Genomic DNA, 22,250 nt, shown 5'->3' with positions numbered 1-22,250 from the left:
TATTACCCCTTCATCCGGTTGACGTCGTCGACCGCGATCGTGCCGCGACCACGGAAGTAGATCACGAGAATGGCAAGTCCGATCGCCGCCTCGCCCGCCGCCACCGTCAGCACGAACATCGCGAAGATCTGGCCGACGAGATCGTGCAGGAAGGCCGAGAAGGCGACGAGATTGAGGTTCACCGCGAGCAGGATCAGCTCGATCGCCATCAGCATGACGATGAGGTTCTTGCGATTGGCGATGAGCCCGAGCACGCCGAGCGCGAACAGGATCGCCGCGACGACGAGATAATGCGTGAGGCCGATCACAGTTCGATTCCCTGTCCGACGGTCGGCCGGGTGTTGCGCGTGGCGTCCTGCGGACGGCGCTTGACCTGGCGGCTGATGTTCTGCGGGCGGACCCCGCTGCGCTCCCGGTGCGTCAGCACGATCGCGCCGATCATCGCGACGAGCAGCACCAGCCCGGCGCCTTCGAACACGAACAGATAGCGCGAGTAGAGCAGCAACCCGAGCGCTTCGATGTTCGGCACCGCATCCGGGGTCGGCGCGGCGCGGCGCCCGAGTTCGATCGTGCCCGCGCTCCACGCACCGAATGCGATCATGATCTCGGCGGCCAGCGCGACCGCGAAGGCCAGCCCGATCAGCGCGTAGCGGACGAAGCCCGCGCGCAGCTCGGCGAAATCGATGTTGAGCATCATCACGACGAACAGGAACAGCACCGCGACCGCGCCGACATAGACGATGACGAGCAGCATCGCGATGAACTCGGCACCGACCAGCACCATCAGCCCGGCGGCGTTGAAGAAGGCGAGGATCAACCACAACACGGCATGGACCGGGTTGCGCGCGGTGATCGTCAGCACGGCTGACGCGATCACGATGATCGCGAAGAGATAGAAGGCGAAGGCCTGGATCACGATGTTACTTCGAACCCCCGTTCGCCAAATTCTGTGGGACTGACTGTGAGAAGACCGTCGCCTCGCCTGTTGGCGATGGCAGCGCGTGCGCGGACGGCATGGAATCGATGTGGCCGCGCATTACCGGTACGGCGCGTCGGCGGCAAGGTTCGCCGCGATCGCGCTCTCCCAACGGTCACCGTTATCGAGCAGCTTATCCTTGTCGTAGATCAGCTCCTCGCGCGTCTCGGTCGCGAACTCGAAGTTCGGGCCTTCGACGATCGCATCGACCGGGCACGCTTCCTGACAGAAGCCGCAATAGATGCACTTGGTCATGTCGATGTCGTAGCGCGTGGTGCGGCGCGAACCGTCATCGCGCGGCTCGGCCTCGATCGTGATCGCCTGCGCGGGGCAAATCGCCTCACACAATTTGCACGCGATGCAACGCTCCTCACCGCTCGGATAGCGCCGCAGCGCGTGTTCACCGCGGAAGCGCGGCGACAGCGGGTTCTTCTCGAACGGATAGTTGATCGTCGCCTTGGCCTTGAAGAAATACTTCAGGGTCAGCGCGTGCGCCTTCACGAACTCCCAGAGCGTGTAGGTCTTGATCAGATGGCCGATGCTCATGCCGGTACTCCAACCCGCACGAGCATCAGATAGCCCGACACGAGGAAAACGAAGATCAGCGACATCGGCAGGAAGATTTTCCAGCCCAGCCGCATAAGCTGGTCGTAACGATAGCGCGGGACGGTCGCCTTGACCCAACTGAACAGGAAGAAGAACGCCGCCATCTTCAGCAGCAGCCAGACGATGCCCGGCACCACATACAGGAAGCCGATGTCGAGCGGCGGCAGATACCCGCCCCAGAACAACGTCGCGTTGAGCGCGCACATCAGGATGACGTTGGCGTATTCACCCAGCCAGAACAAAGCGAAGCTCATCGACGAATATTCGGTCTGATAGCCGGCGACGAGTTCGCTCTCCGCCTCGGTCAGATCGAACGGTGCGCGCTGCGTCTCGGCGAGCGACGAGATGAAGAACACCACCGCCATCGGGAACAGCAGCGGGTTGCACCAATGGCCGTTGAGGAACCCGTAATACCCCTTCTGGTTCTCGACGATCGCGCCGAGATTGAAGCTGCCCGAATAGAGCACCACCGAAATCAGCACGAAGCCGATCGCGACTTCGTAACTGACCATCTGCGCAGCCGCACGGATCGCCGAGTAGAACGGATATTTCGAGTTGGACGACCAGCCCGCCAGGATGATGCCGTACACGCCGAGCGACGAGGCCGCGAGCACGTAAAGCAATCCAACATTGATGTTGGCGACCGATGCGTCCTTGGCAAACGGCACCACCGCCCACACGATCAGCGCGACGGTGAAGGTGATGATCGGCGCGAGCAGGAAAAGCGTCTTGTTCGCCGCGATCGGGATGATCGTCTCTTGCAGGAAGACCTTGAGGCCATCCGCGAAAGATTGCAGCAGACCGAACGGCCCGACCACGTTCGGCCCGCGGCGCAGCGCCATCGACGCCCAGATCTTGCGATCGACGTAGATGATCATCGCCACCGCCAGCATCAGCGGCAGCGCGATGAGGAGGATGTCGATCAGCGTGGCGACAAACCACGAAATTCCGAAATCCCAGCCGAAGCGATAGGTGAAGAACGAAGTCATTCCGCCGCCTCCGCGAAATCCTGGCCGTGGAGGATTTCAGCCGAACAGCGCTGCATCGTCGGGCTGGCCCGGCAGATCGCGTTGGTCAAATAGAAGTCCTTGATCGGATAGGCGATTTCGCCCTGCCCGGTCGCGTCGAGCGACGGCGGGTTCCAGGCGAAGGTCTTGAGGCCGAGCGTGGCGAGATCGGGCGTATCGACGCCCATCGCCGCGCGCAGTTCCTCGATCGAGTCGAACGGCAGCGTGTGGCCGAGCACCGCCGACAGCGCGCGCAGGATCGTCCAGTCCTCTCGCGCGTCGCCCGGCGGGAACACCGCCCGCTCGCCGCGCTGAACGCGGCCTTCGAGGTTGACGTAGGTGCCCGACTTCTCGGCATAGCTCGCGCCCGGCAACACGACATCGGCAGCCGCCGCGCCCTTGTCGCCGTGATGGCCGATATAGACCTTGAAGCTGCCAGCGAACTTCGAGAAATCGACTTCGTCGGCGCCGAGGAAGAAGGCGAGCTTGGGGTCCGCCGCCGCGACATCGGCGATGCCGCCCTTCTGCGCGAAGCCGAGCATCAGCCCGCCGTTGCGGGCTGCCGCCGCGTGAAGAACGTTATAGCCGTTCCAGCCGTCGCGAATGAGGTTGAGCGTCTTCGCCAGCGCGAGCGTGGCGCCGTGGCCGCCTTTCAGCGCCGCGCCGCCGACGATCACCATCGGCCGCTTGGCCGTGTCGAACGCCTGCGCGACCTCTTCGGGCAGTTTGCCGAGCAGCGACAGATCGTTGCCGAGCCAGGTCGCCTTATAGGTCAGGTCGAGTTCCGGCCCGATCGCGAAGACCTTGGCGCCCTTCTTGATCGCCTTGCGGATGCGCGTGTTCACCAGCGGCGCTTCCCAGCGCAGATTGGTGCCGACCAGCAGGATCGCGTCGGCGGTCTCGGTGCCGGCGATCGTCGTGTTGAACGTGACGGCGGCGAGGTTCGACGTGTCGTAGTCCATGCCGGTCTGGCGGCCTTCGAGCAGGGTCGAACCCATGCTCGCGAGCAGCGCCTTGGCGGCATACATCGTCTCGCAATCGAGCAGGTCGCCGTGGATTGCCGCGACGCTGCTGCCAGCATCGACTGCCTTGATCGCCGCGAACGCCTCATCCCAGCTCGCCGCGACCAGCTTGCCGTCCTTGCGAACATAAGGCCGATCAAGCCGCCGCCGCACCAGTCCGTCAACCGCGTGGCGGGTCTTGTCCGAAGCCCATTCCTCGTTGACGTCCTCGTTGATGACGGGGAGCGCACGCAGCACCTGCCGCCCGCGCGAATCGAGCCGGATGTTGGTGCCGACCGCGTCCATCACATCGATCGTCAGCGTCTTGCGCAGCTCCCACGGGCGCGCCTCGAACGCATACGGCTTCGAGGTGAGCGCACCGACCGGGCACAGATCGACGACATTGCCCGACAGCTCGCTCGTCACAGCCTGTTCAAGATACGAGGTGATCTGCATGTTCTCGCCGCGATAGATCGCACCGATTTCCTCAACGCCGGCGACTTCCTCGGCGAACCGGATGCAGCGCGTACACTGGATGCAGCGCGTCATCACCGTCTTGACGATCGGCCCCATGTACTTCTCGGTGACGGCGCGCTTGTTCTCGTCATAGCGCGACGCGCCCCGGCCATAAGCGACCGACTGGTCCTGCAGATCGCACTCGCCGCCCTGATCGCAGATCGGGCAATCGAGCGGGTGGTTGATGAGCAGGAATTCCATCACGCCTTCGCGCGCGGCCTTCACCATCGGGCTGTTGGTGAAGATTTCCTGCTTGTCAGCAGCGGGCAGCGCGCACGATGCCTGCGGCTTTGGCGGCCCCGGCTTCACTTCGACCAGGCACATCCGGCAATTGCCGGCGATGCTCAGCCGCTCGTGATAACAGAAGCGCGGGATTTCCTTGCCCGCGAGCTCGCACGCCTGAAGCACGGTTGCGCCGGCAGGCACTTCGACTTCTACGCCATCGACTTTGACTATCGGCATCCGTCAGGCTCCAACCAACTGATTGGCTACGCGATAGGTAGCGACGGCCACTAACAGTCGGATTTCAAAAGGCTTGAAAGTAAGTCCGCCCTCGGCGGGCATGCACGCTTGCAGCGCCGGCATGATCGCACGGAATTGAGCGGCCTCCTCCGGACTCTCGGGTTTCTGGTCGAGCATCTTGGCAGCATCGGACGGTTGCGCGCGAACCGCACAATCAAACAGCCGCTGCTTGGCATCCTTGTCGAGGCCGACCAGCCGCTGCGCCGGCACAGGCGTAGACATGCGCACCTTGTCGAGTGACCCGGCTTGTTCTTTCAGAAGCGCTTCGGCCATGACGCCCTTCAGATCGGAAGCGCGCAGGGTCGCCGAGCCGCCGACGGCTTTCATGCAATTCTCAAGCTGCGAAATGAGCTTCGTTCCAGCCGCCTTGTCCGCGTCAGAACCCCCAGCCGCCACGACGAAAGCCGATGCAACCTTGGGCTCACGCCTCGCAACGCAACGACCGAGACCCTGCGACGCTTCAAGACGCGACATCGTTCGTCCATACGCCGAAAAATGGCCAGGCGCAGTCTGCGCCACGGCGGCACCCGCCAGTATCGACGCTACGCCCGCCGCAACACCACACGCTGTTTGAACGGCAACGCTCACTCCGCCGCCTCCATCATCGGCGCTTCGCCGCCACCGTTCTTGGCGATGATGCGACGCTCCATCTCGGGGCGGAAATGCTTGATGAGGCCTTGGATCGGCCATGCGGCGGCGTCACCAAGCGCGCAGATCGTGTGGCCCTCGACCTGCTTGGTCACCTGATACAGCGTATCGATCTCGGAGATGTCGGCGTCGCCGGTACGCATCCGCTCCATCACGCGCCACATCCAGCCGGTGCCTTCGCGGCACGGTGTACACTGGCCGCAACTCTCGTGCTTGTAGAAGTAGCTCAAGCGGCTGATCGCGCGGACGATGTCGGTGGACTTGTCCATGACGATGATCGCGGCGGTGCCGAGGCCGGATCCGACCTTCTTCAGCCCGTCGAAATCCATCGGGCAATCCATAATCTCGGCGGCCGGCACAAGTGGCACCGACGATCCCCCCGGGATCACCGCGAGCAGATTGTCCCACCCGCCGCGAATGCCGCCGCAATGCTCTTCGATCAACTGGCGGAACGGGATGCTCATCGCTTCCTCGACCACGCAGGGCTTGTTCACATGCCCGCTGATCTGGAACAGCTTGGTGCCCTTGTTGCCCTCAGCGCCGAAGCTCGAGAACCACGCCGCACCACGCCGCAGGATCGTCGGCGCGACCGCGATCGATTCGACGTTGTTGACCGTGGTCGGGCAGCCGTACAGGCCAGCACCCGCCGGGAACGGCGGCTTGAGGCGCGGCTGGCCCTTTTTGCCTTCGAGGCTTTCGAGCATCGCGGTCTCTTCGCCGCAGATGTACGCACCCGCGCCACGGTGGACGAACACGTCGAAATCATAGCCCGAGCCGCTGGCGTTCTTACCGATCAGGCCCTTGTCGTAAGCCTCGGCGACCGCCGCGAACAGCACTTCGGCCTCGCGGATATATTCACCGCGAATGTAGATATAAGCGGCGCGCGCGCGCATCGCATAGCCGGCGATCAGCGCGCCTTCGATCAGCTTGTGCGGATCGTGGCGGATGATCTCGCGGTCCTTGCACGAACCCGGCTCGGATTCGTCGGCGTTGATGACGAGGAAGCTCGGGCGGCCATCCTTGGATTCCTTGGGCATGAAGCTCCACTTCATGCCGGTCGGGAAGCCCGCCCCGCCCCGCCCGCGCAGACCCGACGCCTTGATGACGTCGATGATCGCATCCTGGCCGAGCGCCATCAGATCCTTGGTATTGTCCCAATCGCCGCGCATCATCGCGGCGTCCAGGTTCCACGGCTGGAAACCGTAGACGTTGGTGAAGATCCGGTCCTTGTCGGCGAGCATCAGAGCCGCCCCCCCTTGTTCTTCGAAAGCGCGAGATAGATGACCACACCGAGGCCGATCACGATGATCGGGCCGAGCAGCGAGAAGGTCAGCTTGAGCAGCCAGCCGAGCACGACGATGCCGCCGATGATCGCTAGGATGGTGACGATGGCGTTCTTGTTCACGACGCCCACTCCCCGCGATAATCGTGGTTGGCATCGACCATCGCTTGCAGGTTGGTCGGCCCGCCGATCGCGCAGCTATCACGCCGGCCGGTCTGCGAGCCCGGCGTCACCGGCCTGTCCTCGGCCAGCGCTTCCAGCAGCGCGGTGGTCTTATCGTAGTCGAGATCCTCGAAATTGTCGTCGTTGATCTGGACCATCGGCGCGTTGGCGCAAGCGCCGAGGCATTCGACTTCGGTCAGCGTGAACAGGCCGTCCGGGGTCGTATGGCCCTTCGACAAGCCCTTGTTCTTGCACGCGGCGAGCACATCGTCCGAGCCGCCGAGCAGGCACGGCGTCGTACCGCAAACCTGGACGTGATATTTGCCAACCGGCGCCAGGTTGAACATCGTATAGAAGGTCGCGACCTCGAACACGCGCATGTACGGCACGCCGATCTGGCGCGCGACATATTCGATCACCGGCACCGGCAACCAGCCTTGCGTGTTGGTGTCCGCGCCGACCTGGCGCTGCGCGAGATCGAGGAACGGGATCGACGCCGATTGTTCGCGACCCTTGGGGTAGCGGGCAAGGATTTCATCGGCCTTGACCTGATTCTCTGGCGTCCACGCGAACGCGCCCCAGCGTGCGCGGGTCTCAGCTTCGTCGGGGATCTTGGGGGCGTCGGCCATTACCGGATGAACTCCACGCGGTCGACCTTGTCGCCGACGAACGAATAGATGGACATGACTTCAAACGTCTCGCCGCCGGGCACGCGCGACACGTCTTCGTGCAGCACGACCGTCTCGCCGAGGACGTAAGATTTCAAGATTTCGGCGCGATTCTCGGGGAATTGCGCGAACATCGCCTTGAGGCCCGAACGCACGCCTTCCTTGCCCTCGCGCACGACCGCGCCGCGATAGGTCGCCTCGCAGGCGGTGTCGGTCATGTATTCGACATACCCATCCGCATCCTGCGCGTTGTAGAGCGCGATCATACGGTGGGTGGTTTCAAGTCGCGTATCAGTCATGGCGCGCCCGCATCCGCATGCCGCGCTGCGCCACATACGCCGTCCACGCGGTAGCCCCCAACGCGGCGACGACCATGCCCGCGCCCGGCTGAAGCTGCGCAACCGCAAACGCGGCGACAGCGATCGCAGCCGCAACGGCGACGAACACCCACATCGGGAACACAGCGCCGCTCACCGGTCGCACTCGCCGAACACGATGTCCATCGCGCCGAGGATAGCGGTGGTGTCGGCGAGCATGTGCCCCTTCGACATGAAATCCGCCGCCTGGAGATGCGAAAACGCAGTAGGGCGGATCTTGCAGCGGTACGGCTTGTTGGTGCCGTCCGACACCAGATACACGCCGAACTCGCCCTTGGGGCTTTCGGTGCCGACATACACATCGCCGGCGGGTACGTGGAAGCCTTCCGTATACAGCTTGAAGTGGTGGATCAGCGCTTCCATCGAGCGCTTCATCTCGCCGCGCTTGGGCGGCACCACCTTGCGATCGAGGCTCGCGATCGGCCCCTCGGGCATCTCGTTGAGGCACTGGCGCATGATCCGCGCCGACTGGCGGACTTCCTCGACGCGCACCATGAAGCGATCATAGCAGTCGCCGCGCGTGCCGACCGGCACCTCGAAGTCCATCTTGGCATAAGCATCATATGGCTGCGACTTGCGCAGATCCCAGGCGATGCCCGAACCCCGGATCATCGGGCCGGAGAAGCCCCATTTGATCGCGTCGTCGCGGCTCACCGTCGCGATATCGACGTTGCGCTGCTTGAAGATACGGTTGTCGGCGACGAGGCTGATCGCATCCTCGAACAGACGCGGCAGGCGCGTGTCGAGCCATTCGCCGATGTCGGCGAGCAGCTTGAGCGGCACATCCTGATGCACGCCGCCGGGCCGGAAATACGCCGAATGCATGCGCGCGCCCGAGGCGCGTTCGAAGAAGTTGAGGCAATCCTCGCGGATTTCGAACAGCCACAGGTTCGGCGTCATCGCGCCGACGTCCATGACATGCGAACCGAGGTTGAGCATGTGGTTCGAGATGCGCGTCAGCTCGGCGAAGAACACGCGGAGATATTGCGCGCGGATCGGCACTTCGAGATCGAGCAGCTTCTCGACCGCGAGCACATAGCTGTGCTCCATGCAGAGCGGCGAGCAGTAATCGAGCCTATCGAAATACGGCAGCGCCTGCATGTAGGTCTTGTATTCGATCAGCTTCTCGGTGCCGCGATGGAGCAGGCCGATGTGCGGATCGACACGTTCGATGATCTCGCCGTCGAGTTCCAGCACAAGGCGCAACACGCCGTGCGCGGCTGGATGCTGCGGGCCGAAGTTGATCGTGTAATTTTGGATGTCGATATCGCCGAGCGTCGGATCGGCCGCGTCGGTGATGCCTTCGAGCTTCTCGAGATAATCGGCCATTACTTCGGCTCCGCCTTGCCCGCGCCGGTTTGCGCCGGGCTGTCGGTGGTCTTCGGCTCGGTCGGCGCCGCCTTGGCGGATTGCGCGGCATCGGCCTTCTGGATCTGGTCAGCCTTGAGCGGGGTCGGCGCGCCCTTTTCCTCGGGCAGCTTCGCCTTCTCGTCGCCGGGGAGGATGTACTCCGCCCCTTCCCACGGGCTCATGAAGTCGAAATTGCGGAAATCCTGCGCAAGCTGGACCGGCTCATACACGACGCGCTTGGCTTCTTCCGAATAGCGCAGTTCGACATAGCCCGAGAGCGGGAAGTCCTTGCGCTGCGGATGGCCGCGAAAACCGTAATCGGTGAGGATGCGGCGGAGATCCGCGTTGCCCGAGAACAGCACGCCGTACATGTCGTACACTTCGCGTTCGAGCCAACCGGCGACCGGCCAGATCCCCGTCACCGACGGCACCGGCAGCGTGTCATCGGTGCGGACATGCACACGGATGCGGTGGTTGCGCGTCAGCGAGAGCAGGCAATAGACCACCTCGAAGCGCTCGACCCCACGATCGGGGTAATCGACGCCGGCGATTTCCATCAACTGCTGATATTCGAGGCCCGGCGTGTCGCGCAGCGCGAGCATCGTTTCGACCAGGCTTTCACGCACGACATGCAGAGCGACCTCGCCGACCAGTTCGGTCGCGAGATCAAGCTTGCCGCCGAGCGCTGCGGTGGCGGCGTCGATCACACCGTCATTGACGGCATAGGCTGGAGCGGGCGCCCTCACCGTTCCACCGTTCCCGTGCGGCGGATTTTCCGCTGCAACTGCATGATGCCGTAGAGCAACGCCTCAGCGGTCGGCGGACAACCGGGTACGTAGATGTCGATCGGCACGATCCGGTCGCAGCCGCGCACCACCGAATAGCTGTAATGGTAATAGCCGCCGCCATTGGCGCACGACCCCATCGAAATAACGTATTTCGGCTCGCTCATCTGATCGTAGACGCGGCGCAGCGCGGGCGCCATCTTGTTGCAGAGCGTGCCCGCGACGATCATCACGTCCGACTGGCGCGGCGATGCGCGCGGCGCGGCGCCGAAGCGTTCGAGATCATAACGCGGCATGTTGACGTGGATCATCTCGACCGCGCAGCACGCGAGGCCGAACGTCATCCACCACAACGAGCCGGTGCGCGCCCACTGGAACAGCTCCTCGGTCGAGGTGACGAGGAAACCCTTGTCGGTGAGTTCGCCGTTGAGCCCGTCGAAGAAGCTCTGGTCGGGCGGGAGCAATACGTCGCCGCTCGCGGGGCGGGTGAGTTCTACTCCCATTCGAGAGCTCCCTTCTTCCAGGCATAGACGAGGCCGAGCGCCAGTTCGCCGATGAACACCATCATCGCGATCCACGCCGTCCAGCTCGCCCAGCCGCCAAATTTGAAGACGCTGACCGCCCACGGATAGATGAACGCCGCCTCCAGATCGAAGACGATGAACAGGATCGCGACCAGATAGAAGCGCACGTCGAACTGGCTGCGCGGATCTTCGAACGCGGGGAAGCCGCATTCATATTCGCTAAGCTTTTCAGGGCTTGGCTTGTGCGCGCCGGTCAGCCGGCCGACGATGATCGGCAGGACGACGAAGGCGGTGGATAGCGCCAACGCCACGCCGAGGAACAGCAGGATCGGCAGATATTGCAGCGGATCGAACAATGGGTTTCTCGCAGGTGCGAAGTGGATGACCGGGGCTTTAGGACGATGGTTTCTGCCGGGCAAGGGCATGGGGCGGTGAGAATGAATCGCAACAGGCGACACATCCCCCGCGCGGCCCATCGACACGCCTCTATACGCCGCTAAGCGGCTGTGTGCGTTACCATTTCACAACGACAGACGCCGATGCAGGCGGCGCGGCGTGCGCTCAGCGCAGAGCGCCTGCGATCAGCTTGTGGAGGCGCGATTGCAGCGCGTCGTTCGCCGCGAGGAATTCGTTGCGCTCCATCATCTTGTCGCCGCCGCGGAAATCGGTGACGAAGCCGCCCGCTTCCTTGACGAGCAGCATCCCCGCCGCGACGTCCCACGGCTTGAGGCTCGATTCCCAGAAGCCGTCGAACCGACCCGCCGCGACCCAGGCGAGATCGAGCGCAGCCGAGCCGAGCCGGCGGATACCAGCCACTTCGGGCGCGACCGCACCGAAGATGCGGCTCCACTGCGCGAAATCGCCGTGGCCGAGGAACGGGATGCCGGTGGCGATGACCGATTCGGAGAGATCGCGGCGTGCCGAAACGCGCAAGCGCTGCTCCTGCACCCAGGCGCCCCGGCCCTTCTCGGCCCAGAAACTCTCGTCGGTGAGCGGCTGATAGACCACGCCCGAGGTGATCTCGCGCTTGCCGTTCACCATCGGCTCCTCGACCGCGATCGAGATCGAGAAGTGCGGGATGCCGTGGAGGAAATTGGTGGTGCCGTCGAGCGGATCGACGATGAAGCGCGGCTTGGACGGATCACCGGCGATCTCGCCGCGCTCCTCCATCAAAAAGCCCCAGTCGGGCCGCGCCTTGGAGAGTTCCTCATAGATCGTCTGTTCGGCGCGCTGGTCGGCCATCGAGACGAAATCGGCCGGCCCCTTGCGGCTGACCTGGAGATGCTGAACCTCGTTGAAATCACGCCGTAGCCGCGGCGCAGCCTTGCGCGCGGCGCGGTCCATGACGGTGAGGAGGCCGGAATGGGATGCCATTGTGTTTGTCTTTCTTCTCCCCTCCCGATTGCGGGAGGGGTCGGGGGAGGGCCTGTCAACAAACGCGAAGCCGGAGACACGCCCTCCCCTAGCCCCTCCCGCAAGCGGGAGGAGGACTTTAGTCAGCGCGCTTTACATATGTCCGCTCGTAGACATCGACGACGATCTTCGTGCCCGCGCCGATATGCGGCGGCACCATCACGCGCACGCCGTTGTCGAGCACCGCCGGCTTGTAGCTCGACGAGGCAGTCTGCCCCTTCACCACCGCGTCGGCCTCGACGATCGTCGCTTCGATCTGGCTCGGCAGCTCAACCGAGAGCGGACGCTCGTCGTACAACTCCATCACGACATCCATGCCGTCCTGCAGAAACTCGGCGGCATCGCCGAGGATGCCAGCATCAAGCGTGATCTGCTCGTAATTGTCCTTGTCCATAAAGGTCAGCGCGTCACCGTCGCGGAACAGGAACTGGAAATCCTTGGTATCGAGCCGAACCCGCTCCACCGTCTCGGCCGAGCGGAAGCGAACGTTGTTCTTGCGACCGTCGATGAGATTCTTCATCTCGACCTGCATGTACGCGCCGCCCTTGCCGGGCTGGGTGTGCTGAATCTTGACGGCTTTCCAGATGCCGCCTTCATATTCGATGATATTGCCGGGACGAATGTCCACGCCGCTGATCTTCATTGGGTGTACCTGTGGAAAGAGCGAAGGCTGCGGCCTTTAGCCTCAGCGGCCCGATCCGGCAACCCGCCGCCCGGTGAGATAGGGAAACGGATCGATACCCTCCCCTTCGTACCAACGCTGATCGGGCGTGGTGCGGGTGAGGCTGAAATGGAGGTGGTAGTTCCCTGCCCCCGCATCACCGGTATCGCCAACATAGCCGAGCGGATCGCCGGTGCGGACCTGTTGCCCCTCGTGCAGCCCCGGCGCGTAGCCCGAGAGGTGCGCGTAATAATAGGTCCAGTCGCGCGCGGGCGAGCGGACATAAATGGTGGTGCCGCCGGCGTTGCTCTCGAACAGCTTTTCCACGGTGCCGGGGGCGGCCGCCGTCACCACAGTCCCGGCGGCGGCGGGGATATCGGTGCCGTGATGCTGGCGCAGGCCGTTTTCGCGCGGATCGCCCCAGCTATCGGTGATCGCCGCGCGCGCCACGCCTGCTACGGGCACGGCAAGCAGCCCGGCGGGCCGGCGCTCCCGCGCTCCGGTCGTGGGTTCGGCTTTGGCGACCGGAGTCGGCGAGGCCTTGCCGCGCGGCGCATCGGGGAGGTTCAGCAGTGCCAGCCACCCTGCGATCAGCAGGGCGGCAAGCAGGATCAGGATGAGGCCGAGCCGCCGCATGTCATTCCTGGAAGACGGCGGGCGTGCCGGGCTTGATCATCAGCGACAGCCGCGCGACGTCCCAGTTGGTGAGGCGAATGCAGCCGTGGCTCTCGGCTCGGCCGATCGTCGAGGGTTCAGGCGTGCCGTGGATGCCGTAATGCGGCTTGGAGAGATCGAGCCACACCACCCCGACCGGCCCATTCGGCCCGGGCGGGAGAGTCGCCTTCTTCTCACCCTTCTTGGCATCCCAGAACAGCTTCGGATTGTAGTGGAATGGCGGGTTGTAGGCCGGGCCGAGGATCTTCCACGTCCCAATCGGCAACGGATCGTGCTTGCTGCCCATCGTCGCCTGGAATTGCGCGACGAGCTTGCCGTCGGCATCGAGGACGCGCAGCACCTGATCCGACTTGTCCACGACGATCTTGGCGCCCTGCGGCTGCTGCGAATCGACATTGAGACCGCTCAGCGTCTGGCGCCACTTTTCGGGCAGCTTGGGATCGTAATCGCGCGCGGTGGCGATCGCGTTCGGTACGGTGATCTTGACGCCGGGCGACAGCTTCGTGTCGGCGCTGTTGAGCGCGATCAGCACCGCCGGCGTTGTGTGAAACATCTCACCAAACTTCTCCATCGCATTGCGATAGCCGAGTTCGGGCAGGTCCGCCTGCTTGGCCGGGCTTTTCGGCAGCGGATTGGTGTACGGGCCGGCGAGCAGTTCCGGGGTGAGCGTCACGGTCTGCGTGGCGGGGATAGACTGGTATTTTGCCATCGCCGTTTGCGTCGACTTGTCGAGCGTTCCGTTCACGTCGAGACCGTTCGCCTCCTGAAAGCCCTTCACCGCCGTGGTCAGCGACATGCCCGATTTGCCGTCCAGCACGCCGGGCGAAAAGCCGAGATGATCGAGGATGACCTGCGTCTGGAGCACCCCTTGATCGACAGCCACGGCGGCTTTGGTTCCCGCCGCCGAAGCTGGAACAGGCCCAAGCGAGGCAGATGCCAGACAAGCCGCGAGCAGTGCTGTTCTTCTCATGGTTTCAACATCCTAAGTGACCTTCATGCTAACAACGACAGACTCTGCGGTTGTTTCCGCGCCGCAACGATTCCTCTCGCGCCGGGGGCTTCTCGGCGGCCTTGCTGGCCTCGGCGCGATCGCGGCGATGCCGGGTCCGGCACAGGCGCTTGCCGGCACGCGCGAATGGCGCCTCGCCATTCGCAACGTCCACACCAACGAGAGCGTCGATGCGCTGTTCGCGCGAAACGGGCAGTTCGTGCCCGAGGGCCTCGCCGAACTGAATCATGGCCTGCGCGACTGGCGCACCGGCGAAGCGACCGTGATGGACCGCAAGCTGCTCGCGCTGCTGGTCAGCCTCCGCCGCACACTCGACGTCGGCGACAATCGCAAGATCGACCTGATCTCAGGCTATCGCTCCCCCAAGACCAACGCGGGCTTGCGCGCGCGCGGCGGCCAGCACACCGGCGTCGCCAGCCAGAGCCAGCACATGCTCGGCAAGGCGACCGATATCATGGTGCCCGGCGTGTCGCTCGATCGGCTGCATGGCGCCGCGCTGGCGCTCGGCGGCGGCGGGGTCGGCTTCTATCCGCGCGATGGCTTCGTCCATGTCGATACCGGGCGCGTGCGCCACTGGTGATAGGCTGATCGGCTAGCGCCCGTCGCGGCGCTGGACAGGTCATGACGTGTCCGTCACAGTCCGCGTCCGTGCCCATCCTCTCCAATGCCGAAAACGCGCTCGGCTCGCCGGTGCGCAACCTCGCCTGGATCGTCGGCTTCGTGCTGGTGGTCGTGGTGGTGGCGACGTTCGGCTATATGGCGGCGGGCTGGAGCTTCGCAGACGCCATCTACATGGTGCTGCTGACGGTCTACACCGTTGGATATGGCGAAGTCCGGCCGATCGACACGCCGTATCTGGAAGGTGTGACGATCGGCACGATGGTACTGGGCTGTACCGGCATGATCCTGTTCACCGGCGCACTCGTTCAATTTTTCACCGTCCTCCAGATCCGGCAAATCCTGGGAGCCAACCGCATGCACAGCCGTATCGACAAACTGACCGGCCATGTGGTGATCTGCGGCTTCGGGCGGATCGGCGTCATGCTCGCGCGGGATCTTGCCCAAGGCGGCGTGCCGCTGGTGGTGGTGGAGCGCGGCACCGCACGCCTCGCCGAAGCGGAAGCCGCAGGGCACCTCTGCATCGGCGGGGACGCGACCGAGGAGGAAACACTTGTCGCCGCCGGCATCCTGCGCGCCCGCACGCTGGCGACGGTGTTACCCGACGATGCCGCCAATGTGTTCATCGCGCTTTCCGCGCGCAACCTTAACGCCGCGCTTGAGATCATCGCGCGCGGTGAAGCGCCGACCACCGAACGGAAATTGCTCCGCGCCGGCGCCAACCACGTCGTGCAGCCGACGCATATCGGCGCCGAACGGATGGCGCGGATGATCCTGTTCCCCGCCAGCGCCAGCCTCGAAACGGAGGCGCAGGTAACCCGCATGAAGGGCGATTTGGGCGAACTTGGTCTCGATTTGGAGCTGGTGCCGGTGCGCGCCGGCTCCGCAATGGCGAACCTGACCGTGCAAGCCGCCGAGCGGCAGGCGGCGGGCGCTTTCTTCATCGTCCAGATTCGCCGGGGCGACGTCACCATCACGCGCCCTGCCACCGACGAAAACCTGCTCCCCGAGGATCAGGTATTGGTGCTGGTGCGCGATTCCGGCAACGCGGCGCGACGATTGTTCACGACCCGCGCCGAGATACGCGCGGGTCGAAACCGATATTGATCGCACCTGCCTGATAGCGATTCGTGCTGGGTGCCTAATATCTTACGCGCTCTACACACAGGCCAGATGCGAGACGGCACAAATCGCAGGCTCATCGAGCTGACGGGCCGTCGTGTTCAGCCCAATACAGCCGCGAACGCCTTCACCGCCGCCGCCTCGTCGCCGCCCCAGACCGCGCCTGACACCGCGAGGAAATCCGCGCCAGCCGTGACCAGCGGCGCGGCGTTGGCGGGGGTGATGCCACCGATCGCGACGCTGGGGAGTTCGAACATCGTCGCCCACCAGCTCAGGATCACCGGCTCGGGGTGATGCTCGACCGTCTTGGTGGTGGTCGGATAGAAAGCGCCGAACGCGACGTAATCGGCGCCCGCCTCGCCCGCTTCCATCGCGAGGTGGCGGCTGTCGTGGCAGGTCACGCCGATCTGCGCGTTGGGGCCGAGCACGCTGCGCGCCTCGCGCGGATCTCCGTCGCCCTGACCGAGATGCACACCATCCGCGCCGAGTCGCTTGGCGAGCGCAATGCTGTCGTTAACGAGGAACGCCACGTCACGCTCCGCGCAGATGCGCTGGAGCGGCTCGGCCAACCGCGCCGCCTCATGCTGGTCGATATCCTTGATGCGGAACTGGAACGCCGCGACCGGACCGGCGTCGAGAGCACGCGCCAGCCGGTCTGCGAAGGCCCCGGTCACGTCGAGCGGCGAGATGAGGTAGAGCTGGCACGGTGGCCGGCGGTCGTCGCGGCGAAACTGTTTCGCGAAATCGGGATCGAGTGGGCCGAGCGGATCATCTTCTGTCATCGCGCCGCCCTAGCGCGGATTTCGCGCCAGTTGAACCACCACCGTTCGTTCCGGGCAAAGTCGAGGGACCCGCTCGAGATGCAGGTGCCTCAACTTGGCTTGGCCCGAACGGCGGTGGGACGCTTATTTCGCCAGTTCTGCCTCAATCGCCGCGACCAGCGCGGGGTCATCCGGGGCGGTCGAGGGGGCGAAGCGGCCGGCGACCGAGCCATCACGCGCGATCAGGAATTTCTCGAAGTTCCACAACAGCTCGGGCGCTTCGTTGGGCGTCATGCCATAGCCGCGCAGCCGCGTGCGGAACGCCTCGGCATCGTCGCCCGCCAATTCCGGCTCGGCGGCGATCAGCGCGGCGTAGAGCGGGTGCTTGCCGGGGCCGGTGACGGTGATCTTGGAGAACATCGGAAAATCGACGTCGTAGCTGGTCTTGCAGAAATCCGCGATCTCGGCGTCGCCGCCCGGCTCCTGCCCGGCGAAATCGTTGGCGGGGAAGCCGAGCACCTTGAAGCCGCGATCACGATATTGGCGGAACAGCGCCTCAAGTGCTTCATATTGCGGGGTCAGCCCGCATTTTGAGGCGACGTTGACGACGAGAAGCACGTCGCCGGCATAAGCGGCGAGGCTGGTCTGGTCGCCGTCGATCGTCTTGACTGGGGTTTCGAGGAGGGTCGTCATGGGGTTTCTCCGGGGCGTATCATGGGCGCCCTCCCGTTGTGGGGCTGGCGTTGCGGTTCACTACAAGGCAACCCCGGCCTTCGCCGGGGTGACGATCACGCCGCGACGGGCTGCGCTACCTTGTGGACCGATGCCGTGTATATCTCGTCGATCGCCGCCGAGAGCGATGCATCGAACTCCGCGTCGGTCATCTGGTGGCGCAGGTCCGAGAGCAATGCGCGGCTGAAGCTGGCGATGATGCCGCGGTTCTTGGCGAGTTCGGCGCACGCCTCGCCGCGCGAATAGCCGCCCGACAGCGCGACGACGAGCAGCACGCGCGGATGATCGACGAGCGAATCGAACAGCCCGGCCTTCTCCGGGATCGAGAGCTTGAGCATCACCTTGTCGTCGCCGGTCATCGCATCGAGCGCCTTGAGCAGTTCGTCGCGCAGGATCACTTCGGCCTCGGCGCGCTCGGGGCTCTTGATGTTGAGTTCGGGTTCGAGGATCGGCATTAGACCGCCCGCGATCACCTGCCGGCCGATGTCGAACTGCTGCGCGACGATCGCGGCGATGCCCTCCTGGTTGGCGAGGTTGATGACCGACCGCTCCTTGGTGCCGAACACACCAAGCGCCTTGGACCGCGCGAGCAACGCGTCGAGTTCGGGCATCGGCTTCATCAGTTGGACGCCGTTGGCCTCAGCTTCGAGGCCCTTGTCGATCTTGATGAACGGCACGACGCCGCGTTCGATCAGCGCGGCGGGGGCGGGCTTGCCGGCGACCATGCCGTCCATCGTGCGCTCGAATAGGATCGCGCCGATCACCTTGTCCCCGGTGAAGCTCGGCGCGGTGATGATGCGGCTGCGCATGTCGTGGATGAGCGCGTACATTTCCTCGTCGTTCGACCACGAACCGTCCGCGATGCCGTAGCCGGTGAGCGCCTTGGGCGTGGAGCCGCCGCTCTGGTCGAGCGCGGCGATAAAGCCGTTGCCGGCGGCGATATTGGCGGTCATCTCGGCTGTATTCATGGCGTACCACTCCCCATATGCTGCATATGCTGCGCTGCGTCATCTCGTGTTAGCGAGACAGTCCGGGCTGAGCAACGGGCAAGCGCGCGCTTGACCGCAGCTTTGCAAAGTTTCAGCGTGACGTTACATTCGGGGGAACGACATCATGGCCGGCACGTCGCGCGTCTTGAAACATCTTGCGCTTGTCTTGGTAGCGCTAGCATCAATTGGTGCCAAGGCGCCTGAAGTCGGCGTCCAGGCGCCGCCGTTCGAATTGACGCTGGTCGATGGAACCAAAGTTTCCTCGGCAGACCTGCGTGGTCAGGTAATTGTCCTCAATTTCTGGGCGACGTGGTGCGTGCCGTGCAAACAGGAATTACCGACGCTCGACGCCTATTACGCGGCCACCAGCAAGTATGGCCTGCGGGTCTTCGCGGTGACGACCGAGGATTCGGTGCCGCTTTCCCAGATGAAGCGGCTGTTCGCGGCGCTGCACATCTCACCGGTGCGCAAGATACGCGGGCCATATGACGTGATGCGCGGCGTGCCGACCAACTATGTGATCGATCGCGCCGGTCGGCTGCGATACGCGCAGGCTGGCGCGTTCGATCTGGATGCGCTCAACACGGTGCTGATCCCACTGCTCAAGGAGCCGGCGCCGACGCAGCCGGCGCCCGCCCGGCAACCTGAGTCTTAGCGCGCCAGTGCCGCGACGCCCGGCAGTTCCTTGCCTTCCATCCATTCGAGGAAGGCGCCGCCGGCCGTCGAGACGAAGGTGAAGTCGTCGCCCGCTCCCGCCTGGTTGAGCGCGGCGACGGTATCGCCGCCGCCTGCTACCGAGACGAGCGAGCCGCCCACCGTCAGCGCCGCCGCTGTCTTGGCGAGCGCGACCGTGGCGGCGTCGAACGGCGGCGTCTCGAACGCGCCGAGCGGGCCGTTCCAGACCAAGGTCTTGCAGGTCTTGAGCACGTCGGCCAGCGCCTCGACCGCCGAGGGGCCGACGTCGAGGATCATCTCGTCAGCGGCGACTTCATGGACGTTGCAGGTCCGCAGGCTCGGCGGGTTGGGCGCGAATTCCTTCGAGACGACCACGTCATAAGGCAGATGGATCGTGCAGTTCGCGCCCTCGGCGGCGGTGAAAATCTCCTCGGCGGTGCCGACCAGATCATGCTCGCACAGCGACTTGCCGACGTCGACTCCGCGCGCGGCGAGGAAGGTGTTGGCCATGCCGCCGCCGATGATGAGGTGATCGACCTTGGTGACGAGATGCTTGAGCACGTCGAGCTTGGACGAAACCTTGGCACCGCCGACCACCGCCGCGACCGGATGCTCGGGATTGCCGAGCGCCTTGTCGAGCGCGTCGAGTTCGGCCTCCATCGCGCGGCCGGCGAACGCGGGCAGGACGTGCGCCAGCCCTTCGGTAGAGGCGTGCGCGCGGTGCGCGGCAGAGAAAGCGTCGTTGACGTAGAGATCGCCGAGTTTGGCGATGTCGGCAACCAAAGCCGGATCGTTCTTCTCTTCGCCAGCGAAGAAGCGGGTGTTCTCCAGCACCGCGATGTCGCCGGGCTGAAGCGTGGCGACGGCGGCGTCCGCGCCGTCCCAGTCGATGAAACGCACCGGACGGCCGAGCACCGCCGAATAGGGCTTCACCACCATCGCCAGCGACATCTCGGGGTTGCGCTGCCCCTTGGGACGACCGAAATGCGCGAGGACGAGAACGATCGCGCCCTTGTCGGCGAGTTCGCCAACCGTCGCGACGGTGGCGCGCAACCGGGTGCCGTCCGTGACGGCACCATCGGCCATCGGCACGTTGAGATCCTCGCGGACCAGCACGCGCTTGCCGTGAATGTCACCCATGTCGTCGAGCGTTTTGAAAGTGCGCGCCATATTCATTCCCGTCGCTGGAGCTTCGCCCTCACCCTTCCCACCCGGCTTCGCCGGGCGGGCCCCTTCCCTCTCCCATCGGGAGAGGGAGGGAGGAGCGCAGCGACGGAAGGGTGAGGGTGATGTCTATTTTACGCTTCGTTTTAGAGAAACTTCGCCATCGCGCCGGCGGTGTCGATCATGCGGTTCGAGAAACCCCATTCGTTGTCGTACCAGCTCACCACCCGGACCAGCTTGCCGTCGAGCACGGCCGTCTCGAGGCTGTCGACGGTCGAGGAGAACGGTGTGTGGACGATGTCGATCGACACCAAAGGCTCGTCCGAGAACGCCAGGATGCCTGCGAGCGGGCCGCTTTCCGACGCCGCCTTGAGGATCGCGTTGATCTCGTCCTTGGTGGTGTCGCGCTTGGGGGTGAAGGTCAGATCGACGAGGCTGCCGTCCGGGGTCGGCACGCGGATCGCCGAGCCATCGAGCTTGCCCTTCAGTTCGGGCAGCACCTCACCCACCGCACGCGCAGCGCCCGTCGTGGTCGGGATGATGTTCATCGCGGCGGCACGCGCACGGCGCAGATCGGGGTGGATCTGGTCGAGTATCTTCTGGTCGTTGGTATAGGCGTGGATCGTCGTCATCAGGCCGCGCTCGATGCCGACGGTGTCGTTGAGCACCTTGGCGATCGGCGCGAGGCAGTTGGTGGTGCACGACGCGTTCGAGACGATCGTGTGCTCTGCCGTCAGCTTGTCGTTGTTGACGCCGAAGACGACCGTCAGATCGACGTTCTTGCCCGGTGCCGAGATCAGAACCTTCTTGGCGCCGGCGTCGAGATGCTTCTGGCAGCTCACGTTGTCGGTGAAGAAGCCGGTGCATTCGAGCACGATGTCGACGCCCAGTTCGGCGTGCGGCAGGTTGGCGGGGTCACGCTCGGCGGTGACGCGGATGTGCTTGCCGTCGATGACGATGTCATTGCCCTCGGCGACGACGGTGCCGGGATATTTGCCGTGGACGCTGTCACGGCTGAACAGCCACGCGTTCGATTTCGCATCGGCGAGATCGTTGATCGCGACCAGTTCGAGGCCGGTGTCGGCACGCTCCATCAATGCCCGCGCCACGAGGCGCCCGATCCGCCCGAATCCGTTGATCGCTACCTTAACCGTCATCGCATGCGCTCCTGTCGCCAATGGCGGAGTCGGGCTGCTAATGCAGCAGGCATTCCCCGCCGATTCCCTCGTGTTCGCGGCGTCTTTGCGGTGGGAGGAGGCTGGCGTCAACCAGTGCGAAACAATTCGAATATTGTCAGACAACCCTCTCATGCTATCGCGCGGCAATGGCAGAAGTATTGTCCCCTGCCGCGATCGACCGGATCGAACGCGCCATCGCCCGTATCGACGCAGCGGTCTCGGATCGCGAACGCGCCCAGGCGGCGCTTGCAAAACGCCATGACGCGCTGCGCGCACGGATCGAGGCGGCGATCGTCGCGCTCGATACGGTGATGGCTGGCGAGGAGGCGGACTGATGGCGGACGTGACGATCACCATCGGCGACCGGCGCCACGTCGTCGCCTGCCGCGCCGGCGAAGAAGCGCGGCTGACCAAGCTCGGCACGCTGCTCGATTCACGCTGGGAGGATGCGACGCGCGCCTCGGGCGGCCTGAGCGGCGAGCGCACGATGCTGTTCATCGCGCTGTTGCTCGCCGACTCGCTCGACGAGGCGGAACGCCGCCCCGCCGAGCTTGCCGAATCGCATACGCTGGACCGTGTCGCGGAGCGGCTGGAGGAACTTGCCGATGCCCTTGAGAATCGCAGCACCAACGCCTAGATTGGCAAGTGGCGGGCACTGCCCGGTACGAGCCTTACCGAACATCCCTGAGGCGATTATTCTTCCTAGGGGGTTGTCCCTGTTCTGGTCCTGGCCAGATGCATATGATCCCCACCTGATGCTAACGGCGTCAGAGGATATTCAGGCAAACGGCCACGGCGGTCCCGCCACCCGCTTTTCTCCGGCTGCGGC

The 22,250-nt window shown here is 64.5% G+C and carries 29 protein-coding genes and 1 other RNA gene; 6 read left to right on the top strand and 24 right to left on the bottom strand.

The genetic code is table 11. The features are described 5' to 3' along the window. Positions 1-2 precede the first annotated feature (2 nt). The 19 genes from nuoK to EWE75_RS08440 form a co-directional block, all read right to left on the bottom strand. Positions 3-308, bottom strand: a complete 306-nt coding sequence (gene nuoK, locus EWE75_RS08525; protein ID WP_130156446.1) for an NADH-quinone oxidoreductase subunit NuoK — start codon at positions 306-308, stop codon at positions 3-5. Beyond that, on the bottom strand, positions 305-916 hold the full coding sequence (locus tag EWE75_RS08520) for an NADH-quinone oxidoreductase subunit J (protein WP_130156444.1): 612 nt from the start codon (positions 914-916) through the stop codon (positions 305-307). The genes nuoK and EWE75_RS08520 overlap by 4 nt, the downstream gene beginning before the upstream one ends. A 120-nt stretch (positions 917-1,036) precedes the next feature. Continuing rightward, positions 1,037-1,522: an NADH-quinone oxidoreductase subunit NuoI gene (gene nuoI / locus EWE75_RS08515; protein ID WP_130156442.1), complete on the bottom strand. Its 486-nt coding sequence runs from the start codon at positions 1,520-1,522 to the stop codon at positions 1,037-1,039. Further along, on the bottom strand, positions 1,519-2,571 hold the full coding sequence (gene nuoH / locus EWE75_RS08510; RefSeq protein WP_130156440.1) for an NADH-quinone oxidoreductase subunit NuoH: 1,053 nt from the start codon (positions 2,569-2,571) through the stop codon (positions 1,519-1,521). The genes nuoI and nuoH overlap by 4 nt, the downstream gene beginning before the upstream one ends. Next, complete coding sequence (nuoG, locus tag EWE75_RS08505; RefSeq protein WP_130156438.1) at positions 2,568-4,568, bottom strand: NADH-quinone oxidoreductase subunit NuoG; 2,001 nt, start codon at positions 4,566-4,568, stop codon at positions 2,568-2,570. Before nuoG ends, nuoH begins: the two co-directional genes overlap by 4 nt. 3 nt (positions 4,569-4,571) lie before the next feature. Continuing rightward, on the bottom strand, positions 4,572-5,216 hold the full coding sequence (locus tag EWE75_RS08500) for a hypothetical protein (protein ID WP_130156436.1): 645 nt from the start codon (positions 5,214-5,216) through the stop codon (positions 4,572-4,574). After that, positions 5,213-6,517 carry an NADH-quinone oxidoreductase subunit NuoF gene (gene nuoF, locus EWE75_RS08495; RefSeq protein ID WP_130156434.1) on the bottom strand — a complete coding sequence of 435 codons (1,305 nt, stop codon included), beginning with the start codon at positions 6,515-6,517 and terminating at the stop codon, positions 5,213-5,215. The genes EWE75_RS08500 and nuoF overlap by 4 nt, the downstream gene beginning before the upstream one ends. Next, positions 6,517-6,681 (bottom strand): hypothetical protein, encoded by a 165-nt coding sequence (locus EWE75_RS24945; protein ID WP_165388303.1) that lies wholly within the window; start codon positions 6,679-6,681, stop codon positions 6,517-6,519. The genes nuoF and EWE75_RS24945 overlap by 1 nt, the downstream gene beginning before the upstream one ends. Then, positions 6,678-7,349, bottom strand: coding sequence for a complex I 24 kDa subunit family protein (locus EWE75_RS08490; RefSeq protein ID WP_130156432.1), 672 nt, complete (start codon positions 7,347-7,349; stop codon positions 6,678-6,680). Before EWE75_RS08490 ends, EWE75_RS24945 begins: the two co-directional genes overlap by 4 nt. After that, positions 7,349-7,687 (bottom strand): nuclear transport factor 2 family protein, encoded by a 339-nt coding sequence (locus EWE75_RS08485; protein WP_130156430.1) that lies wholly within the window; start codon positions 7,685-7,687, stop codon positions 7,349-7,351. Before EWE75_RS08485 ends, EWE75_RS08490 begins: the two co-directional genes overlap by 1 nt. Continuing rightward, on the bottom strand, positions 7,680-7,862 hold the full coding sequence (locus EWE75_RS08480) for a hypothetical protein (protein ID WP_130156428.1): 183 nt from the start codon (positions 7,860-7,862) through the stop codon (positions 7,680-7,682). Before EWE75_RS08480 ends, EWE75_RS08485 begins: the two co-directional genes overlap by 8 nt. Beyond that, a complete protein-coding gene (locus EWE75_RS08475) occupies positions 7,859-9,094 on the bottom strand; it encodes an NADH-quinone oxidoreductase subunit D (protein WP_130156427.1) in 1,236 nt (411 codons plus the stop codon). Before EWE75_RS08475 ends, EWE75_RS08480 begins: the two co-directional genes overlap by 4 nt. After that, the gene (locus tag EWE75_RS08470; RefSeq protein ID WP_130156425.1) at positions 9,094-9,861 is read right to left on the bottom strand and encodes an NADH-quinone oxidoreductase subunit C; all 768 of its coding nucleotides are present in this window, start codon (positions 9,859-9,861) and stop codon (positions 9,094-9,096) included. Before EWE75_RS08470 ends, EWE75_RS08475 begins: the two co-directional genes overlap by 1 nt. Further along, positions 9,858-10,403 carry a NuoB/complex I 20 kDa subunit family protein gene (locus EWE75_RS08465; RefSeq protein WP_130156423.1) on the bottom strand — a complete coding sequence of 182 codons (546 nt, stop codon included), beginning with the start codon at positions 10,401-10,403 and terminating at the stop codon, positions 9,858-9,860. Before EWE75_RS08465 ends, EWE75_RS08470 begins: the two co-directional genes overlap by 4 nt. Then, complete coding sequence (ndhC, locus tag EWE75_RS08460) at positions 10,394-10,780, bottom strand: NADH-quinone oxidoreductase subunit A (protein ID WP_069206701.1); 387 nt, start codon at positions 10,778-10,780, stop codon at positions 10,394-10,396. The genes EWE75_RS08465 and ndhC overlap by 10 nt, the downstream gene beginning before the upstream one ends. Before the next feature lie 205 nt (positions 10,781-10,985). Further along, positions 10,986-11,798 (bottom strand): inositol monophosphatase family protein, encoded by an 813-nt coding sequence (locus tag EWE75_RS08455; protein WP_130156421.1) that lies wholly within the window; start codon positions 11,796-11,798, stop codon positions 10,986-10,988. Between the two features lie 118 nt (positions 11,799-11,916). Further along, entirely contained in the window at positions 11,917-12,480 is a 564-nt protein-coding gene (efp, locus tag EWE75_RS08450) for an elongation factor P (protein WP_130156418.1), read from the bottom strand. A 42-nt stretch (positions 12,481-12,522) separates the two neighbouring features. Beyond that, positions 12,523-13,134: a M23 family metallopeptidase gene (locus tag EWE75_RS08445; RefSeq protein WP_130156416.1), complete on the bottom strand. Its 612-nt coding sequence runs from the start codon at positions 13,132-13,134 to the stop codon at positions 12,523-12,525. Between the two features lies 1 nt (position 13,135). After that, entirely contained in the window at positions 13,136-14,143 is a 1,008-nt protein-coding gene (locus tag EWE75_RS08440; protein ID WP_130156414.1) for a L,D-transpeptidase family protein, read from the bottom strand. Between the two features lie 25 nt (positions 14,144-14,168). On the opposite strand from EWE75_RS08440, the gene EWE75_RS08435 reads away from it, so the two are divergent. Both EWE75_RS08435 and EWE75_RS08430 read left to right on the top strand, forming a co-directional pair. Beyond that, entirely contained in the window at positions 14,169-14,762 is a 594-nt protein-coding gene (locus tag EWE75_RS08435; protein ID WP_130156412.1) for a peptidoglycan L,D-endopeptidase MepK, read from the top strand. A gap of 68 nt (positions 14,763-14,830) precedes the next feature. Then, on the top strand, positions 14,831-15,907 hold the full coding sequence (locus EWE75_RS08430) for a potassium channel family protein (RefSeq protein ID WP_231708278.1): 1,077 nt from the start codon (positions 14,831-14,833) through the stop codon (positions 15,905-15,907). A gap of 116 nt (positions 15,908-16,023) precedes the next feature. Here EWE75_RS08430 and thiE read toward each other — a convergent pair whose 3' ends face one another. The 3 genes from thiE to EWE75_RS08415 form a co-directional block, all read right to left on the bottom strand. Beyond that, entirely contained in the window at positions 16,024-16,704 is a 681-nt protein-coding gene (gene thiE, locus EWE75_RS08425; RefSeq protein ID WP_130156407.1) for a thiamine phosphate synthase, read from the bottom strand. 123 nt (positions 16,705-16,827) lie between these two features. After that, complete coding sequence (locus tag EWE75_RS08420; RefSeq protein WP_130156405.1) at positions 16,828-17,376, bottom strand: glutathione peroxidase; 549 nt, start codon at positions 17,374-17,376, stop codon at positions 16,828-16,830. 95 nt (positions 17,377-17,471) lie between these two features. Continuing rightward, positions 17,472-18,383, bottom strand: coding sequence for a fructose bisphosphate aldolase (locus EWE75_RS08415; protein ID WP_130156404.1), 912 nt, complete (start codon positions 18,381-18,383; stop codon positions 17,472-17,474). A 145-nt stretch (positions 18,384-18,528) separates the two neighbouring features. Between EWE75_RS08415 and EWE75_RS08410 the strand changes: the two genes are divergently transcribed. Beyond that, positions 18,529-19,059 (top strand): TlpA family protein disulfide reductase, encoded by a 531-nt coding sequence (locus tag EWE75_RS08410; RefSeq protein ID WP_130156402.1) that lies wholly within the window; start codon positions 18,529-18,531, stop codon positions 19,057-19,059. Here the strand turns inward: EWE75_RS08410 and EWE75_RS08405 are convergent. Further along, the gene (locus EWE75_RS08405; RefSeq protein ID WP_206364723.1) at positions 19,056-20,249 is read right to left on the bottom strand and encodes a phosphoglycerate kinase; all 1,194 of its coding nucleotides are present in this window, start codon (positions 20,247-20,249) and stop codon (positions 19,056-19,058) included. The two genes, EWE75_RS08410 and EWE75_RS08405, sit on opposite strands and share 4 nt — an antisense overlap. A 140-nt stretch (positions 20,250-20,389) precedes the next feature. Beyond that, positions 20,390-21,400 (bottom strand): type I glyceraldehyde-3-phosphate dehydrogenase, encoded by a 1,011-nt coding sequence (gene gap, locus EWE75_RS08400; RefSeq protein WP_130156398.1) that lies wholly within the window; start codon positions 21,398-21,400, stop codon positions 20,390-20,392. A gap of 167 nt (positions 21,401-21,567) precedes the next feature. On the opposite strand from gap, the gene EWE75_RS08395 reads away from it, so the two are divergent. The 3 genes from EWE75_RS08395 (at position 21,568) to ssrS (ending at position 22,227) form a co-directional block, all read left to right on the top strand. Then, a complete protein-coding gene (locus EWE75_RS08395) occupies positions 21,568-21,756 on the top strand; it encodes a hypothetical protein (RefSeq protein ID WP_130156397.1) in 189 nt (62 codons plus the stop codon). Continuing rightward, on the top strand, positions 21,756-22,058 hold the full coding sequence (locus EWE75_RS08390; RefSeq protein WP_130156394.1) for a cell division protein ZapA: 303 nt from the start codon (positions 21,756-21,758) through the stop codon (positions 22,056-22,058). The genes EWE75_RS08395 and EWE75_RS08390 overlap by 1 nt, the downstream gene beginning before the upstream one ends. A 12-nt stretch (positions 22,059-22,070) precedes the next feature. Next, positions 22,071-22,227: non-coding RNA, 6S RNA (gene ssrS / locus EWE75_RS26235), on the top strand. Positions 22,228-22,250: the final 23 nt, after the last annotated feature.

Source organism: Sphingomonas populi (assembly GCF_004208535.1).
Taxonomy (GTDB): Bacteria; Pseudomonadota; Alphaproteobacteria; order Sphingomonadales; family Sphingomonadaceae; genus Sphingomonas; species Sphingomonas populi.
Note: the sequence above shows the minus strand (reverse complement) of the source record. Positions and strands in the feature narration are given on the sequence as shown.

Excerpts from the sequence above, each read along its gene's own strand:
- nuoI (WP_130156442.1), bottom strand. The coding sequence starts at position 1,522 with ATGAGCATCGGCCATCTGATCAAGACCTACACGCTCTGGGAGTTCGTG.
- nuoH (WP_130156440.1), bottom strand. The coding sequence starts at position 2,571 with ATGACTTCGTTCTTCACCTATCGCTTCGGCTGGGATTTCGGAATTTCG.
- nuoG (WP_130156438.1), bottom strand. The coding sequence starts at position 4,568 with ATGCCGATAGTCAAAGTCGATGGCGTAGAAGTCGAAGTGCCTGCCGGC.
- nuoF (WP_130156434.1), bottom strand. The coding sequence starts at position 6,517 with ATGCTCGCCGACAAGGACCGGATCTTCACCAACGTCTACGGTTTCCAG.
- EWE75_RS08490 (WP_130156432.1), bottom strand. The coding sequence starts at position 7,349 with ATGGCCGACGCCCCCAAGATCCCCGACGAAGCTGAGACCCGCGCACGC.
- EWE75_RS08485 (WP_130156430.1), bottom strand. The coding sequence starts at position 7,687 with ATGACTGATACGCGACTTGAAACCACCCACCGTATGATCGCGCTCTAC.
- EWE75_RS08475 (WP_130156427.1), bottom strand. The coding sequence starts at position 9,094 with ATGGCCGATTATCTCGAGAAGCTCGAAGGCATCACCGACGCGGCCGAT.
- EWE75_RS08465 (WP_130156423.1), bottom strand. The coding sequence starts at position 10,403 with ATGGGAGTAGAACTCACCCGCCCCGCGAGCGGCGACGTATTGCTCCCG.
- EWE75_RS08455 (WP_130156421.1), bottom strand. The coding sequence starts at position 11,798 with ATGGCATCCCATTCCGGCCTCCTCACCGTCATGGACCGCGCCGCGCGC.
- efp (WP_130156418.1), bottom strand. The coding sequence starts at position 12,480 with ATGAAGATCAGCGGCGTGGACATTCGTCCCGGCAATATCATCGAATAT.
- EWE75_RS08445 (WP_130156416.1), bottom strand. The coding sequence starts at position 13,134 with ATGCGGCGGCTCGGCCTCATCCTGATCCTGCTTGCCGCCCTGCTGATC.
- EWE75_RS08440 (WP_130156414.1), bottom strand. The coding sequence starts at position 14,143 with ATGAGAAGAACAGCACTGCTCGCGGCTTGTCTGGCATCTGCCTCGCTT.
- EWE75_RS08435 (WP_130156412.1), top strand. The coding sequence starts at position 14,169 with ATGCTAACAACGACAGACTCTGCGGTTGTTTCCGCGCCGCAACGATTC.
- thiE (WP_130156407.1), bottom strand. The coding sequence starts at position 16,704 with ATGACAGAAGATGATCCGCTCGGCCCACTCGATCCCGATTTCGCGAAA.
- EWE75_RS08420 (WP_130156405.1), bottom strand. The coding sequence starts at position 17,376 with ATGACGACCCTCCTCGAAACCCCAGTCAAGACGATCGACGGCGACCAG.
- EWE75_RS08415 (WP_130156404.1), bottom strand. The coding sequence starts at position 18,383 with ATGAATACAGCCGAGATGACCGCCAATATCGCCGCCGGCAACGGCTTT.
- EWE75_RS08410 (WP_130156402.1), top strand. The coding sequence starts at position 18,529 with ATGGCCGGCACGTCGCGCGTCTTGAAACATCTTGCGCTTGTCTTGGTA.
- EWE75_RS08405 (WP_206364723.1), bottom strand. The coding sequence starts at position 20,249 with ATGGCGCGCACTTTCAAAACGCTCGACGACATGGGTGACATTCACGGC.
- gap (WP_130156398.1), bottom strand. The coding sequence starts at position 21,400 with ATGACGGTTAAGGTAGCGATCAACGGATTCGGGCGGATCGGGCGCCTC.
- EWE75_RS08395 (WP_130156397.1), top strand. The coding sequence starts at position 21,568 with ATGGCAGAAGTATTGTCCCCTGCCGCGATCGACCGGATCGAACGCGCC.
- EWE75_RS08390 (WP_130156394.1), top strand. The coding sequence starts at position 21,756 with ATGGCGGACGTGACGATCACCATCGGCGACCGGCGCCACGTCGTCGCC.